This window comes from Bittarella sp. HCP28S3_D9, from assembly GCF_052065655.1.
In the GTDB taxonomy this organism is placed as follows: Bacteria; Bacillota; Clostridia; order Oscillospirales; family Ruminococcaceae; genus Bittarella; species Bittarella massiliensis.
The window spans coordinates 1-14,776 of sequence record NZ_JBQHTP010000004.1; the positions used below are offsets into that span (position 1 = coordinate 1).

The following is a 14,776-nucleotide window of genomic DNA, read 5'->3' on the forward strand; positions in this document are numbered from 1 at the left end:
CCCCCCCCCCCCCCCCGCCCCCCCCCCCCCCCCCCCCCCCCCCCCCCCCCCCCCCCCCCCCCCCCCCCCCCCCCCCCCCCCCCCCCCCCCCCAAAACTCCGTTCTGTGGGACGGGCGGTTTAGAGGCCGGCCTCCTTGGCCCGCTGGGCCACCCCTTCGGGGATGGGGGGCAGCACGTCGTCGGGGGCGGGGCAGTTGTAGACGCCGCCGGTCTCGGCCACCAGCTCTTCTCTGGCCTTGGCCGCCATCTCGGGGCAGTCGATGACCTTGGCCGCCGCCAGGGCCAGCACCTCGCCGGCCTTTAGGTACCCCTTCTCGCCGATGGAGGAATCGGTCTGCCCGGTGACCTGCCAGGTGTGGGGGGTGGTGCCGATGCAGAAGCCCGCGATCATGGCCTGGGCGGTGGGGGTCACGTAGCTCACGTCCCCCACGTCGGTGGAACCGGCGACAGGGACGATGTTAAAGTCCAAGGGGTCGATGGCTTTGTTGAGGGGGGCGGCCACGATCTCCTTGGCCCGCTCCTCGCCGTAGCGCTTGACCAGGCCGTTGACCACCTGCTGGCGAAGCTCGTCGTCAAGGGAATGGAAGAACTTGGCCGCCAGCTCCCCGTCCGCCTCGTCAAATTCAGGGGCGCCCATCTCCACCAGGGATTCGTAGAGGAGCTTGGTCATGGTGGGGTTGGGAATGTAGTCGCTCATCCCCGACTGGATCTCGCAGACGCACTCGGTGCCGCAGATGAGGGCGGCGCCCTTGGCGATATCCTTCACCCGCGCCAGGATCTCCTGGACCTGGGCGCTCTTGGGGGCGCGCAGGAAGTAGTGGACGCAGGCGTGGTCCTGCACCACGTTGGGGGAGGTGCCGCCCACGTCCAGGTAGGCGTAGTGCATCCGCGCCTCGGGGATGACGTGCTCGCGCAGGTAGTTGACCCCCACGTTCATGATCTCGCAGCTGTCCAGGGCGCTTCTCCCCGCCTGGGGGGCGGCCGCCGCGTGGGCGGTGCGACCGAAGAACTTGAACTTTACGCTGACGTTGGCCAGGGAGCTGAAGGTCCAGGCGGCGTTGTTGTCAAAGGGGTGCCAGGTAAAAGCGCAGTCCAGGTCATCGTACAGGCCGGCGCGGGCCATAAAGGTCTTGCCCCAGCCGTTCTCCTCGGCCGGGCAGCCGTAGAGGCGGACGGTGCCGCTCTTCCCGGTCGCGTCCAGGTAGTCCTTGATCGCCACGGCCGCCGCCGCGGAACCGGTGCCCAGGGCGCTGTGGCCGCAGCCGTGGCCGCCCTCCTGTCCGGGGATGGGGTCTTTGGTGGGGCAGGCGGGCTGCTGGCTGAGCTGGGAGAGGGCGTCGTACTCGGCCAGGATGCCGATGATCGGCTTCCCGCTGCCGTAGCTGGCCACAAAGGCGGTGGGGATGCCGGCGACCCCGGTCTCCACCGCAAAGCCCTCGGCCGCCATAAAGTCCCGCAGGGCCAGGGCGGACTGGACCTCTTCGTAGCCCAGCTCGGCGCTCTCCCAAATCTTGTGGTGCAGTTCCCGCAGGGCAGGCGCCCGCTTGGCCACTGCCTCTTTAACGATATTCTTCGCTTCCATCTTCGCAACCTCCTCACGCATTCGGCCCCGGTCGGCGGGACGGGTGGATCTCTTGCCTTCATTGTAGCACCCGTGGAGCGCGGGAAGAAGGGGCGGCGGCCCTTTCCCCCCAACTTTAGACGGATGACCAGGAACTGCGCCGTTTTTTAGCGCTTTTCACAAGGCCCTACGCCCCAAACGCACAGCGGGGCCGGCGCTCCCGCCCCGCTGGCGGGAAACGCCGGCCCCTTTGGAAGGTGTGCCTGGCTTTTCTAAAAACTAGCGGCGCTTTTTGCGCAGCAGGAAGGCGGTGAGGGCCGCCCCGGAGAGGGCGACAACCACAGCCGCCGGGCGGAAGGCGTCGCCGGTGTTGGCGCTGGACCCGTCGGCGGGCTCCTCTTCCTCGCCCTGGCTGTTCTGTTGGCCCTGATTGTTCTCTTCGCCCTGGTTGCCCTCCTCGCCGGAGGGTTCGCTCTTGTCGGCGGGGATGGCGCTCTCGCTCTCCACCACGGCCGAGAGGATGCCCGCGTAGTTGTTCAGGTAGAAGAGGGTCTCCTCCACCGCGCCTTCCTTAAAGACGGTCACCTCGTGGGGCCCGTTGGAGAGGGTGAGGGCGAACTGGCCCTTGTCGTCGGTCTTGTAGGCCTTGGCCTCGCCGCCGTCGACGCGCACCTGGAAGGTGGCGTCGGCCGCCCGTTCCCCCGCGCCGAGGGCGGTGATGGACGCCTGGTAGCTCTCGGCGGTGTAGCCGCCGCCGATGGCCCGGATCCGGCCGCCGTTGACCGGCACCCGGATGCCGTCCTTATTTTCCGGCTGGGCGCTCAGGTGCTCCAGGTAGCGCACGAAGATCCCCTTCTCCCCGTCGCCGCTGCCGATCTTGGTGTAGGCGTCGTCCTCGGTGAAGCCCCAGAAGCCGTCGCCGCCGCCCAGGTTGTAGGTGCCGCTGGTGACCACGATCGACTTCACGTCGTCGTTTCGGTCGAGGACGGTGCCGTCCTCCAACTTGATTTCGGTGACCCGCTGGCCCTCCTGGGTCTTGCGGCCGGCCTTGGTGCCGTCGGGCTTGGTGTACTCCTGGTAGGCGATGGCGGGCTTGGAGAGGTCATAGGTGTAGGTGAAGCCCGAGGGGATCAAAAAGTGGCCGTGGCCGCCGCTGATCTGCCCAGTGGCGGCGTCCTGCGAGGTGACGCTGCTGACCCCGACCTCCACCATGTCGTAGAGGGTCTTGGGGCTGATGGCCACATAGATGACCGGCGAGTCGCTCCAGGGGAGGATCTGGTAGACGTTCTCCATGGTGATCTCCCCGGCGGGGATGGTGGCCCGCACGTTGCCGCTGCAAATGTAGCCGATGTAGTCGTAGTTTTTGTAGGTGGCGTTGGCCGAAAGGGCCTCTTTCGCCTCCCACCGGCGGCTGTCGGCCACCAGGTCGTAGAGGTTTGCCTCGGTGGTGCCGGAGACGCTGTACTCGGTGTCCACCACATTGCCCTGCTCGTCCAGGGCGCGGGCCTGGATCTTGCTGGCGTAGAGGGTGGACTGGGTGTTGCCCACCTTCTGGGTCTTGCTGGCCTCCTGCATGGCCTTGACCTTGTCGATGGCCGCCTGGCAGGTGGGGTCGGGCTGAATGTTCTCGGCCTCGACGGTGGCCTTGTTGATCCGCCCGGTGCTCACGCCGGTGAGGTCGTGACCGCTAAAGGTCAGGGTCAGCTTGCCCAGGTTGGCCAGGGTGCTGCCGGAGGAGACGATGAGGGTGTCGCCGACCTTCTCCGATTTCCCCTCCAACATGTCCTGGTGGGTGTGGCCGTCGATGATGACGTCGATCTTGCCGGCCCCCGCCTCGGCGATGGCCTTGGAGGAGTACTTCTCCTCGGTGGACCAGCCGCAGTGGGCCAGGCAGACGATGGCGTCGATGTCCGTCTCATTTTGGTCGATGAGGTTTAGAATGCGGGTGGTCTCGGCCTTGACGTCCAGGAAGTCCAACCCCTTGAGCTTGTCGGGAGAGGCCAGGCTGGAGGTCTCGGGGGAGATCATCCCGAAGATGGCGATCTTGTGGCCCCCCACCGTCTCGACGATGTAGTCGCGCACCAGCTCATTTTTGAGCTCCTGGTTGGAGCCGTTGCCAAACTGCAGGTTGCCCGCCAGAACGGGGAAGTTGGCGGTCTTGACATTTTCCAACAGGGTCTCCTGGGGGTAGTCAAACTCGTGGTTGCCCAGCACCATGGCGTCGTACCCGGCGGCGTTCATCAGCTCAAAGACGCTCTTGCCCTTGGTGAGCATGGAGAAGGGCTGCCCCTGGGTGGCGTCGCCCGCGTCCAGCAGCAGGCTGTTGGGGGTGCTCTTTTTGATGGTCGTGACGTGGGCCAGGTTGAAGGCGTCGCTGATCATCGAGGCGTGCATGTCGTTGGTGTGGTAGATGGTGACGGTGTCCGGCTCCGCCGCGAGGGCAGGCGCCCCCACCGCCATGGTCAGCACCAGCGCCCCCGACAGGAGCGAGGCCAGTGCCCGTTTGAGCGTTCGGTTCATTTCTTCCTCCCCTTTTCGCTGCAAGCAGCGATGATAAATTATAATTTTTCTTTCAGCAACGAAATATCCTATTTTTTTGAAAAAACTGGGCTGGTTTGCCAATGGCAGACCAGCTTTTTTGTGCGCAAATTACAAAATCATCTGCCGAAAGAAAATCTATACGTATTTTATCACAAAAGGGATGGAAGAAGTGTTCTTTTGTTGCAGTCGAAATGACAATCTTTCCCTCGCAAAATTATTCACCCTGTATAATTTTCGCCTGTTTGTAGACGTATTTTCTCGCATATTTGGCAAAATGGACAGAACATTTCCCTTTTGATCATCCAAAACCATCTCCCTCTTCCGCCAAAAAGAGGCGGCCCCTCTCCCAAAAGGGAGGGGCCGCCTCTGTCCCTTCGCCCGGGGGGCGACGGCGATCTAGAATTGGATCTTTTCCTCGATGTAGCGCTCCAGCTGGTCGATGGCGATCCGCTCCTGGGCCATGGTGTCCCGGTCGCGGACGGTGACGCAGCCGTCCTGCTCGCTCTCAAAGTCGTAGGTGATGCAGAAGGGGGTGCCGATCTCGTCCTGGCGGCGGTAGCGCTTGCCGATGGAGCCGGCGTCGTCGTAGTCCACCATGAACTTTCCGGCCAACTGCTCGCGCACCTTGCCGGCCTGTTCGCCCAGCTTTTTGGACAGGGGCAGAACGGCCGCCTTGAAGGGGGCCAGGGCGGGGTGGAAGTGCATGACCACCCGGCTGTCCTTCTCCCCCACCTGCTCCTCGTCATAGGCCTCGCAGAGGAAGGCCAGGGCCACCCGGTCGGCACCGAGGGAGGGCTCCACCACGTAGGGGATGTAGCGCTCATTCGCCTCCTGGTCGAAGTAGCTCAGGTCTTTGCCGCTGTGGTTTTGGTGCTGGGTCAGGTCGTAGTCGGTGCGGTCGGCGATCCCCCACAGCTCGCCCCAGCCAAAGGGGAAGAGGTACTCGATGTCGGTGGTGGCCTTGGAGTAGAAGGACAGCTCCTCCTGCTCGTGGTCGCGCAGCCGCATGTTCTCCTCTTTCATCCCCAGGTTCAGCAGCCAGTTTTTGCAGTAGTCCTTCCAGTAGTAAAACCAGTCCAGATCGGTGCCGGGCTTGCAGAAGAACTCGCACTCCATCTGCTCGAATTCCCGGATGCGGAAGATGAAGTTGCCGGGGGTGATCTCGTTGCGGAAGCTCTTGCCCACCTGGCAGACCCCGAAGGGCAGCTTTTTGCGGGTGGTCCTGGCGATGTTGGCAAAGTTGACAAAGATGCCCTGGGCGGTCTCGGGGCGCAGGTAGATCTCGTTTTTCGAGTCCTCGGTGACCCCCTGGTAGGTCTTGTACATCAAGTTGAACTTGCGGATGTCGGTGAAGTTCTCCCCCCCGCAGTTGGGGCACTTGATGTGGTTGTCGGCGATGAACTGCAGCATCTTCTCCTCCGACCAGCCGTCGGCCGACTCGCCGGTGAAGTCCTCGATGAGCTTGTCCGCCCGGTGGCGGCTCTTGCAGTCCTTGCAGTCCATCAGGGGGTCAGAAAAGCCCCCCACATGGCCGGAGGCGACCCAGGTCTCGGGGTTCATGAGGATGGCCGAGTCCAGCCCCACGTTGTAGGGGCTCTCCTGCACGAACTTCTTCCACCAGGCCCGCTTCAGGTTGTTTTTGAACTCCACCCCCAGGGGGCCGTAGTCCCAGGCGTTGGCCAGGCCGCCGTAGATCTCCGACCCGGGGTAGACAAAGCCCCTGCTCTTGCAGAGAGAGACCACCTTGTCCATGCTCTTTTCACTGTTTTGCAGCATTGCAAATCCTCCCATTTTCCAGCCCCTGGGGCCAGACTTCTTGTTTCGCCGGCCCTGCGGCCGCGGTCGGTCTCGCAGGCGGCGGTGCGCCCATCCGACAAAGCCCCCGGCGAAGCGGGGGCAGTACGCTTCCTATTGTAAAGTCTGGCCGCGCAGAAGTCAAGGCGGAAAGCCCGCCGCCGAGGCCCTTTCCCCAAAGTTTGAAGGCCCCGATTGCGCCGCCGCCGTTTCCGTGGTAGAGTAGAGAAAAATCCCAGTGGAAAGGGCAGGCGATCCTCTTGAAAAACAGCGGCATTTACGGCGTTCGGCGGCGGGTGGGCGACCCCTCCCCCGCCCTGGAGCGCGTCTGCGACAGCGCCGGGCTCACAGCCCGGGTGGGCGTCGGCGGACAGCGGGTGCAAAACGACTTTGACCAGATCCTCCCCTGGGGCGGTTTTCGCCGCTGCAACCTGGGGCCCGACGGCCGGGTGCGCGCCTATTTCGGCGAGCCCGGCTACCGAAGCGACGGCGAGGGGGGCCAGGTGATGGTGGAGATCCCCCGCTTTTACCAGCTCCACCTGGAGCGGGAGAGCTGGGAGTACTGGCTGGTCAGCCCCTGCCGGCAGGAGGGGTTTCGCCTCTCGCCGGCCTTTCTCGACGCGCGGGGACAGCCGCTGGAGCACATCTACATCGGCGCCTATCTCTGCGCCCCCGACGGGCGGGGCGGGGTGGTCAGCGCCGCGGGCCGGTACGGCCGCATCCGCACCGACCGCCCCACCTGGCGGGGCCTCTGCCGCAACCTGGGCCCCCGCTGGGGGATGATGGACGCGGTCTTCCTCTGCGACGTGCTGCAACTGCTCTTCACCGTGGAGTTTGCCACCCTCAACTCCCAGTCGGTGATGACCGGGCTGACCGACCTGCCCTACAGCGCCGAATCCCCCCTGCTCCTGTCCGAGCAGGCGACCAACCGCGCTGTGGTGGCGGAGGAGTATGCCCGGCAGTTTCGCCCCGGCCAGGGGATCGCCCTGGGCTGGGAGCTGGGGGACAACCGGGTGGTCCCCCACGCCGCGGTCACCGGCGTCACCCCCCTGGGCGGGGGGCGGGCCGCCGTCTCCTTTGACGGCCCGCCCGCCGACTTGGAGGCGGGGATGCTCCTCTACTCCTCTCTCTGGGTAAATGGGGGCGCCGACGGGGTGGCCGCCTCCTCCGGTGCGGCCTTTGCCGACCCGCAGGGGCAAGCCCCCATCCTCTGGCGGGGGATCGAAAACCCCTACGGCAACACCTGGGAGTGGATCGACGGGATCAATATCCTCGACCTGCGCCCCTATGTCTGCACCGACCCGGGCGCCTACAGCGACTGCTCCATCACCAGCGCCTACCGGATGGTGAGCTACTGCAACAGCCCCACCGACGAGTCCCCCATCGTCGCCTGGGGGGAGGACCCCCGCCTCCCCTTTGCCCGCTTCCCCACCCGCTCGGGGGAAGACGGCGGCCCGGAGCGCTACTGCGGCGACTTCTACTGGCAGCGGCCGGGGCTGCGGGCGGTCATCTTCGGCGGCAGCTGGTACAACGGCCGCCGGGCGGGGATCTACTGCTTCAGCGGCTGGAGCGCGCCGGAGATGATCCACGTCAACACCGGCGCCCGCCTCCTCTACCGGTGAGGGGCGGCCCGCAAAGCCGGCGGGCAGAGAGCTGGTCTTCCCCGCCTCCCCCTTCGCCACCAAAAGGCAAAAAAGGCCCGCGGGCGCAGCTGCGCGCGCGGGCCTTTTCATCTCCTCACACCGTCCCGTCGCTGGGCGGCACTGCAAAGGGGCCCCGGCGGCGACCCCTCTGCGCGAGAAAGCGGATATAGCTGCTCTTGACCGCGCTGAAATTCTTTCTGGGGATGGGGATGAGCGAGCCGTCCCCCATCACAAAGGCGTTGGAGGTGAGCTGGCGCACCCAGCTCATATTCACCACATAGGACTTGTGGGGGTGGAGGAAGTCCTCGTTTTCCAAGAGGCCGGCCACCGCCTGCTCAAAGGGGACGCGGATGTGCAGAGAGGGCAGCGTCTCGCCGCTTTCCAGGTGAAAATAGAGGATGTGGTTGCGGTACTCCACATAGAGGATCTCGCTCTGGTAGACCACTGTGAGCCCCGCCTTGCTCTTAAAGGCAAACTGGGGGGCGCTGCCGGTCTGCCGCCAGGTGCGAAGGGCGTCCAGCAGGGCAAAGAGGGTCTGCCTCTCCACCGGCTTGAGCAGGTACTGAAAGGCGCTCACCCCGTAGGCCTCCAGCGCAAAGTCGCGGGAGGAGGTCAGGTAGACCAGCGCCGCCTCCCAGTCGGTCCGGCGGATCTCCTCCCCCAGGCGGATGCCGTTCACCTCCGGCATCAACACGTCCAGGAGGTAGAGGTCGTAGCGCGCACCGCCCTGAATTTCACCCAGCAGCTGGGCGGAGGAGCTGTACTGGCACAGCTTCATCTCGCAGCCGCGCTCCCATCGGTACTGGGAGAGGCTCTCTTCCAGCGCGCACAACTGCTCGTTATCGTCGTCGCAGATGGCGATCTTCACCCCGTCACCCCCCTCTTTTTCTCCCGCGCCAGCGCGCGGGTGGCTGCAGCCATTGTACCACAACCGGGGCACCGGCACAAATGTCCCCCTTTAGCGCCCCTCCATCTGAAAGAGCAGCCGCAGCACAAACCAGCCCCCCTCGGCGCTGCAGTCGAGCAGGACGCCGTACTTGTGGGCAAAGGCGATTATGCTCTTGGTGCCGACGCCGTGCTCCTCCCCCTCGGGGAGGGGGAGGTCCGTCTTGGGGTCGATGGCGATCTTTCCCCGGTAGGTGTTGGCGATCTCCAGCAAAAAGCTGGAGCCCACCACCTGGCCGCTGAGCACGATGCTGCGCGGGGCGCCCTCGGGCATCTTCTGGCAGGCGTGCAGGGCGTTTTCCGCCGCGTTGGCCAGCACCACCGCCAACTCCAACTCCTCCGCGGGCAGGGGGGCGGGGAATTCCAGCGCCGAGCGGACGGCGATCCCCTCCTCCTCGGCCCGCCGCAGGTACCCCGAGAGGGCGGCGTTGACGGTGAGGTTTTTGCAGTAGCAGCGCACGGCCGTGCTCTTTGACACCTGCTCGTCCAGGTCTTTTACAACCTTCTGCGCCTCCTGGTAGCGCCCGCCGCGCAGGTGCTCGTCGGCGATCTGCAGGTAGTGGCGCAGGTCGTGCCGGTAGATGCGGATGCGGTCTTCACTGCGCAAGATGGCCTGTTCCTGGGCCTTCATCATCTCGACTTGAGCCATCAAGATCTGGTTGGCCCGCTCCTGTTCCAGCTGCATTCGCAGCTGGCGGAAAAAGAGGAGCAGCAGCACATAGGTGGCCATCATGGCGCAGACCGCCATCAGCACGACGGCCGTGCCCTCTCCGCGGTAGGGGGAGAGGCGCGCCGACTCCGCCAACAGGTCAAAGATCTCGCAGTAGAGAAGGGGGATGGCGGTGAGGAGGAGCCAGAGGCGGCGAAACCGCTCCTGGATCAAGAAAAACTGCTCCTGAAACACCCGGGCGATGGCTGTCAGCAGCGCCAGGTGCAGGGCCATCTCCAGCGGGATCTCCGCCCAGGGACTCAAAAAGTGCTTCCATATCTCCCCGACGATGCCCACCCCCATCATGATCGAGCAGATGGTCACCACCGTAAAAATCGTTCGCGCGTCCCGGTACTTGGCGTAAAACAGGGACAGCAGAAGCACCGGCAACACGATGATCAGCGCGCTGAAAGTCATGACAAAGGCGCGCCCCTTGTAGAGAAACCAAAAGAGGCTGAACAAAAAGGTCGCCAAACTTCCCGCCGTCAGCACCGCCGCCGCCCGCTTTCCCGAAAAGCGGCTGGGCACGAGCAGATGGATGTAAAAGGCGATGATGAGGTAGTTCAGCCAGTTGGAGAGCTGTTCTGTCTGGTTCACAAAAGACCTCCTTTTCCCCCGCTCACGGCGCTGCGGGGCACTGATTCTTGGTCGAAGGAAGGGACTGCGCGTCCGTCCACCGCGGCCCTCCCCCGCCCGGCGAAAAAAACGACCTGCGCCGCGTGCAGGCCGTTTGTTCCGTTGTGCGCAGGGGCGTCACTTCCCGCCCCGGCGAAAGCAGACCTGGTCTCGGCCGCCTTTCTTGGCCGTGTAGAGGGCCTCGTCCGCCCGCTGCCAGAGGGTCTCGTAATCCGCGCCGTCCCGCGGGCACTGGGAGACGCCGATGCTGACGGTGATGGGGCGGCCCGCCCGCAGCGCCTGCTGGCCCTCTGCCCAATCCCCTTTGAAGCGGGCCAACAGCCGCTCGAGCGCCGCCTGCGACATCTCGCCCGGCAGGTAGACGACAAATTCATCTCCCCCCACCCGGCCCGCCACCGCCTGTGAAAAGGCGCTCTTGATGCTCTGCGCCAGCGAAACCAGCACCTTGTCCCCAAAGGGGTGACCAAAGTCGTCGTTGATGTCTTTGAAGCGGTCGATGTCCAGCACCAGCAGCCAGCCCTGGGGGCCGTTGCCGATCAGCCGGCTGGCCGTCTCGGTCAAATACAGGCGGTTGAGCAGCCCTGTCAGCGAGTCGTGGCGCAGGTTGTAGATGATCTGCTGGCCGGTCTGCTCCAACATCCGGTGGGGAAAAAATTCATCCTGGGTCTGATTGGGGTCGGGGACCGACTGGTGGACGTGGACGAGCTTCCAGCCCCCGTCCCCCTTGCGCAGCACCACGGTAAAGCGAAAGTGCAGGTCGTAGGGAAGGCCGTCGGCGGCGCTCTCCCGCACCACCAGTTCCCCCATCACCAGGCAGCACCCGTCCGAGAGGGCGGTCGTCTGATACCACTGGTCTTTGATGAGGAAGCTGCCGTTCCACTCCCCGCTCTCCCGCGCCATGGCCGCCTCAAATGCCTCGACATTGCGGCTGACCTCGTGCGCGCCGGTGCCGATGACGCTGAGCGCGGGGTCGACGACCTCCGCCAAGAAATCGTAGCGGCGCTCCACCAGGTACTGGTGCCAGAGGAACCGGCAAAACTCCTCCGGCGTTTGGGGACCGTTCATCTTCCGCCCTCCTTTCCACTGCCACTGCGGACGCATCCGCCATTTGCTCCATTTTATCAGGAAATCGCTCTGTTTAAAAGGGGGCGTGCAAATTTGCCGCCCGCTTTTCAGGGGAAAAACCACCCAGCTGCAGACCTTTTGGGCGGCCGCCACCCCCTCTTCCGCCCTCCCCTCTCTGCCGCCAAAGGGCGCCTGTCCAGACAAAAAGAGCGCCCCGCGGTCTGCCCGCAGGGCGCTCCTTTCAAAAGGCGCTATTTGTTGTACTTTCTCTTCTTGCTGCAAAGGGCAGCGCCGGTCAGCCCCGCGGTGGAAACCAGCAGAAGGGCGACCCACAGCCCCATGCCGCCGAAGTCGCCGGTCTGCGCCGTGTCGGACTTTTCGCCGTCGGCGTCCGCTTCGCCGGTGGCCGGGATCTCCACAGCCGCCTTCTTGAAGCTGCAGACGGCGCACGCCTCGTACTTGCTCCCCTTCTCGGTGGCGGTGGCCTCCTTTTCAATCACCCACTTGAAGGTGTGCTCGGCCGCCTCGACCTTTTCGCCGCAGACGGTGCACGCATGCCAGTGCTGGCTGCCGTCGGAGACCCACTCGGCGCCGGCGGAGTGGCCGGTGGCCTTCAGCACAGTGTCCGCCTGGGCGATCTCTTTGGTCAGCTCTTTGTCGCCAAAGTACTTCCCGCAGTCAGCGCAGTACCAATAGGCGATGTTGCCGTCCTCGGTGCAGGTGGGCGCTTTTTCCGCAACGGCGGTGACGGCCCCGTGGGTGGTGACAGGGGTGTCGGCGACCGGCACATCGTTGACGGTGACATTGCCGCTGCCGGTGTTGGTGACGGCGACCTGGTCCAGACCGGTCAGGTCCACATCGCCGCACAGGACGGTCACCTTGTCGCCCTTGGCGGCCTTTTCGTTGAGGGTCTCGTTGATTTCGGCGGCGGTGCCGATATAGGTCTTGCCGGTGGAGTTCAGAGAGGCGGCAACGGCGCTCTGCACGGCGTAGTCCGCCGCGTCGGGAGAGGTGAAGGTACCGGCGGAGATGCTGGTGTCGTAGTAGGCGTCCATGAGGGCGCTGTCAAACTCGCCGGTGTAGTCGCCGCCCTTGATGGCGACCGAGCCCCCCGTTCCAGAGCCCTGGCCGTTGGAGAACAGCTTGGCGTTGGCGGCCTGGTCGTCCACCACAAAGGTGCCGCCCTCAATGGCTAGCTGCCCTTTGGCGTGGTCGCCCCAGCTGCCGTTGGAGACGACGCAGGCCACGTCGCCGCTGGCGGTGAAGGTGCCGCCGTAGATGTTGGCGATGTTCCAGTTTTGCACCACAGCGCCCTCGTAGGTCGGGCAGCTGAAGGTGCCGTCGTAGATGTTCAGAACGCCGCCCTCGTCGTTTTTGACGGGGTTGTAGCCGGCGCTGGTGAAGGAGCCGCCGTTGATGGTCAGCGTCGGGCTGGCGCTGTTGGCGCCCTCCACGTAGTTGTTGCGCTCGTTGGGCCTGGCCGCAGCATAAGAGGAGTAGCCGTTCTCAATCAAGCTGGAGACGGTGTCGACGGTGGTCTTTACGGTGACGCCCTTGTTGATGGTCATCTCGCCGTGGTTGCAGATGGTGTACCACTGGTTGGCGCTGCGGGTGTAGTACCCGCCGGACAGGGTGGTCTTGCCGCTGTTGAACACCGCGGCATAGCCCTTCACCGCCGCCTGCACCTTGCCGCCGCCCACCGAGTCGATCACCTCGAGGGTGGCGCCGGCACTCACGCAGATGGCGTCCTTGTCCTTGGCGGTCAGGGTCTTGCCGTTGAGGTCCAGGGTGACGGCGACCCCCGCCGGAACGACGACGCTCTGCTCGATATCCGCCCCGAGTTTGACTGTGCCGCCGCTCTGGACAGCGCTGGTCAGCTCGTCCGCCGTGGAAACCGTCGCCTCTGCCGCAAAGGCGGTGACACTGCCCATGGATATGGCCATTGCCGCGCACAGCGCCAGGGACAAGAGTTTCTTCGACATCTTTACTTTGCCCATATGTATGCCTCCTTTTTATTCTTCAAGAGAACCCGTTGGCGGTTCCCCTTGAATTCCCCCAAATTGCCACATAATCTGCATTATGTAGCGGGTGTCAGCTGAAACAATCTTAACTTTTTATCTATATTACCATTCTCTTCCTGTAACCGTCAAGGGCCCCAATGGATGTTTTACAAATACAGGCACTAGAAAGAGACCTCCCGACTCTCTTTTTTCAGGAGGCCTGACTTGCTGTGCGCATTTGTCTGCCCGTCGGCTGCAAATGTCCATTTTGCGGGGCAGGGCGGCTGCTCCTTTTGCCCCTGTTTTGCCCAGGTGTGCACATAATGCAGATTATGTAGTTTTTTTATTTTTAGAGCACCAGTTTCAAGGCGTCCATCCGCTGGCGGTGTTCCCTGCCGGAAGAGACGATGTAGATGCGGGTGGTGTTGATGTTGGAGTGGCCCAAAATGTCGGCCAGCTTCGCCAGGTCCCGGTCGGCAGAGTAGAAGCAGCGCGCAAACAGGTGCCGCAGGTTGTGCGGAAAGACCTTGCTGCGCTCCACCCCGGCCTCTGTACAGAGCGACTTCATCATCCGCCAGATGCTCGAGCGGCCCAGCGGCCGCCCGGTGCGGGTGATGAACACCGGGCCGCTGCTGATCCCCTGCCGGCGCAGATAGCGCTGCAGCTTTTTCCGCAGCTTTCCCGTCAGCAAGATCACCCGGGTCTTCCCCTTGAGCTGGAGAACCGCCTCCCCCCTCTCCACCGCCTCGGCGGTGATGCTGTGCAGTTCCGACACGCGAATGCCCGTGGCGCAGATCGTCTGCATCAGCAGCGAGAGCCTGTCGCCGCGCCGGGTCTCTGCCGTGCGGACCAGGCGCAGGTATTCGGCTTTGGACAGCTCCCGCTCCCTGGGACAGAACGCCTGCCTCTGGATCTTCAACTGTTTCACCCGCAGGTCGTGCCGGCCCAAAAACGAAAAAAAGCCGTTGAGCGCCGCCAGCTTTGCGTTGACGCTGACCGGCCGATACACCTCCTGCAGGTGCCCCTTGTAGCCGATCACCCGCTCCTTGGTGAGCTCCCGCCCCGACATCCAGCGGAGAAACGCCTCGATGTCCCGGCGGTACTGACCGAGGGTGGCGGGACTTCTCTCCTCCCTCTCCAGATGCGCTATATACTCCTTGACCGTTCTTCCCATATCGACCTTCCCCTACCTCTCTGCAAATTCCTTCCCTCTCACTGTCTGTCCACCTGTTTGATTGTAGAGGATTTTGTCGAATTTTGCGCACAGGTAAATGATGGAAAGTTCTTTTGCTAGAAATCGCCTTTGCCCCGCCCTGAAAAAACGCGCTCGATCCGGCGGGTGAAAACCGGCTGTTTTCCCCGCCCGCACTGTCAGAGCCGTGGGGTGCGACGGGGAAGGGGAGAAGGGCCCCCTCTGCCATCGACAAAACGAGAGAAAGAGGCGGCCGACTCTTTGAAATTGGCCGCCTTTCCCCAAAAGGGAGCGCCGCCCCTTTTCGAGAAGCGCTCTCAAAGGGCCCCCTCTTCGCCGGCAAGTGCCGTTGAAAACCACTGCGCGCCATTCCGATGGCAGAAAGCCCACTGTCCCCCTGTGGCCGGCAGGTGCTTTTTCAAGGAAAACCGCACTTTTGCCTTGCGTGAAAAGCGGCTCTAAAACAGCGAGGCCGACTGCCCCGTCTCCGGGCGCGGCGCCGCAACAAAAAATGCAGAGCAAATTGCTCTGCATTTTTTAGATGGGGGAAGCGCTCTGCATGCCGCAAGGCGCGGGTCAACATTTCCCAATAAAAAGCCGGTGGAGGGCGAATGGCACCACAGGCGCGAAAGGGGTGGGCACTTGAGATGCCCTTGGAGGCGGGCGCCCCACTCTGACAAAAAAGAGCC

At 63.9% G+C, this 14,776-nt stretch carries 9 protein-coding genes; 1 reads left to right on the forward strand and 8 read right to left on the reverse strand.

The genetic code is table 11. The annotated features are described in order from the left end of the window. Positions 1 to 119: 119 nt before the first annotated feature. From ACTNAU_RS03750 to ACTNAU_RS03760, 3 genes are all read right to left on the reverse strand, one after another. Positions 120 to 1,583, reverse strand: coding sequence for an amidohydrolase (locus tag ACTNAU_RS03750; protein WP_441097588.1), 1,464 nt, complete (start codon positions 1,581 to 1,583; stop codon positions 120 to 122). 258 nt (positions 1,584 to 1,841) lie between these two features. Continuing rightward, entirely contained in the window at positions 1,842 to 4,082 is a 2,241-nt protein-coding gene (locus ACTNAU_RS03755) for a bifunctional metallophosphatase/5'-nucleotidase (protein WP_216401058.1), read from the reverse strand. Positions 4,083 to 4,499: 417 nt separating this feature from the next. Further along, positions 4,500 to 5,879, reverse strand: coding sequence for a glycine--tRNA ligase (locus tag ACTNAU_RS03760; protein WP_185915827.1), 1,380 nt, complete (start codon positions 5,877 to 5,879; stop codon positions 4,500 to 4,502). Positions 5,880 to 6,157: 278 nt separating this feature from the next. Here ACTNAU_RS03760 and ACTNAU_RS03765 point away from each other — a divergent pair, with 278 nt between their 5' ends. Next, positions 6,158 to 7,519, forward strand: coding sequence for a hypothetical protein (locus ACTNAU_RS03765; RefSeq protein WP_441097590.1), 1,362 nt, complete (start codon positions 6,158 to 6,160; stop codon positions 7,517 to 7,519). Between the two features lie 115 nt (positions 7,520 to 7,634). On the opposite strand, the gene ACTNAU_RS03770 is transcribed toward ACTNAU_RS03765, so the two are convergent. The 5 genes from ACTNAU_RS03770 to ACTNAU_RS03790 form a co-directional block, all read right to left on the reverse strand. Continuing rightward, positions 7,635 to 8,408, reverse strand: a complete 774-nt coding sequence (locus tag ACTNAU_RS03770; RefSeq protein ID WP_185915829.1) for a LytR/AlgR family response regulator transcription factor — start codon at positions 8,406 to 8,408, stop codon at positions 7,635 to 7,637. 90 nt (positions 8,409 to 8,498) lie between these two features. Then, positions 8,499 to 9,791, reverse strand: coding sequence for an ATP-binding protein (locus ACTNAU_RS03775; RefSeq protein ID WP_441097593.1), 1,293 nt, complete (start codon positions 9,789 to 9,791; stop codon positions 8,499 to 8,501). Positions 9,792 to 9,947: 156 nt separating this feature from the next. Beyond that, complete coding sequence (locus ACTNAU_RS03780) at positions 9,948 to 10,895, reverse strand: diguanylate cyclase domain-containing protein (protein WP_185915831.1); 948 nt, start codon at positions 10,893 to 10,895, stop codon at positions 9,948 to 9,950. A 251-nt stretch (positions 10,896 to 11,146) separates the two neighbouring features. Beyond that, positions 11,147 to 12,892: a hypothetical protein gene (locus ACTNAU_RS03785; protein WP_441097594.1), complete on the reverse strand. Its 1,746-nt coding sequence runs from the start codon at positions 12,890 to 12,892 to the stop codon at positions 11,147 to 11,149. 352 nt (positions 12,893 to 13,244) lie between these two features. Then, the gene (locus tag ACTNAU_RS03790; RefSeq protein ID WP_185915833.1) at positions 13,245 to 14,069 is read right to left on the reverse strand and encodes a tyrosine-type recombinase/integrase; all 825 of its coding nucleotides are present in this window, start codon (positions 14,067 to 14,069) and stop codon (positions 13,245 to 13,247) included. Positions 14,070 to 14,776 lie beyond the last annotated feature (707 nt).

Bases quoted from the DNA above. Each gene is read 5' to 3' on its own strand.
- ACTNAU_RS03785 (WP_441097594.1), bottom strand. From the start codon at position 12,892: ATGGGCAAAGTAAAGATGTCGAAGAAACTCTTGTCCCTGGCGCTGTGC.
- ACTNAU_RS03780 (WP_185915831.1), bottom strand. From the start codon at position 10,895: ATGAACGGTCCCCAAACGCCGGAGGAGTTTTGCCGGTTCCTCTGGCAC.
- ACTNAU_RS03790 (WP_185915833.1), bottom strand. From the start codon at position 14,069: ATGGGAAGAACGGTCAAGGAGTATATAGCGCATCTGGAGAGGGAGGAG.
- ACTNAU_RS03760 (WP_185915827.1), bottom strand. From the start codon at position 5,879: ATGCTGCAAAACAGTGAAAAGAGCATGGACAAGGTGGTCTCTCTCTGC.
- ACTNAU_RS03750 (WP_441097588.1), bottom strand. From the start codon at position 1,583: ATGGAAGCGAAGAATATCGTTAAAGAGGCAGTGGCCAAGCGGGCGCCT.
- ACTNAU_RS03755 (WP_216401058.1), bottom strand. From the start codon at position 4,082: ATGAACCGAACGCTCAAACGGGCACTGGCCTCGCTCCTGTCGGGGGCG.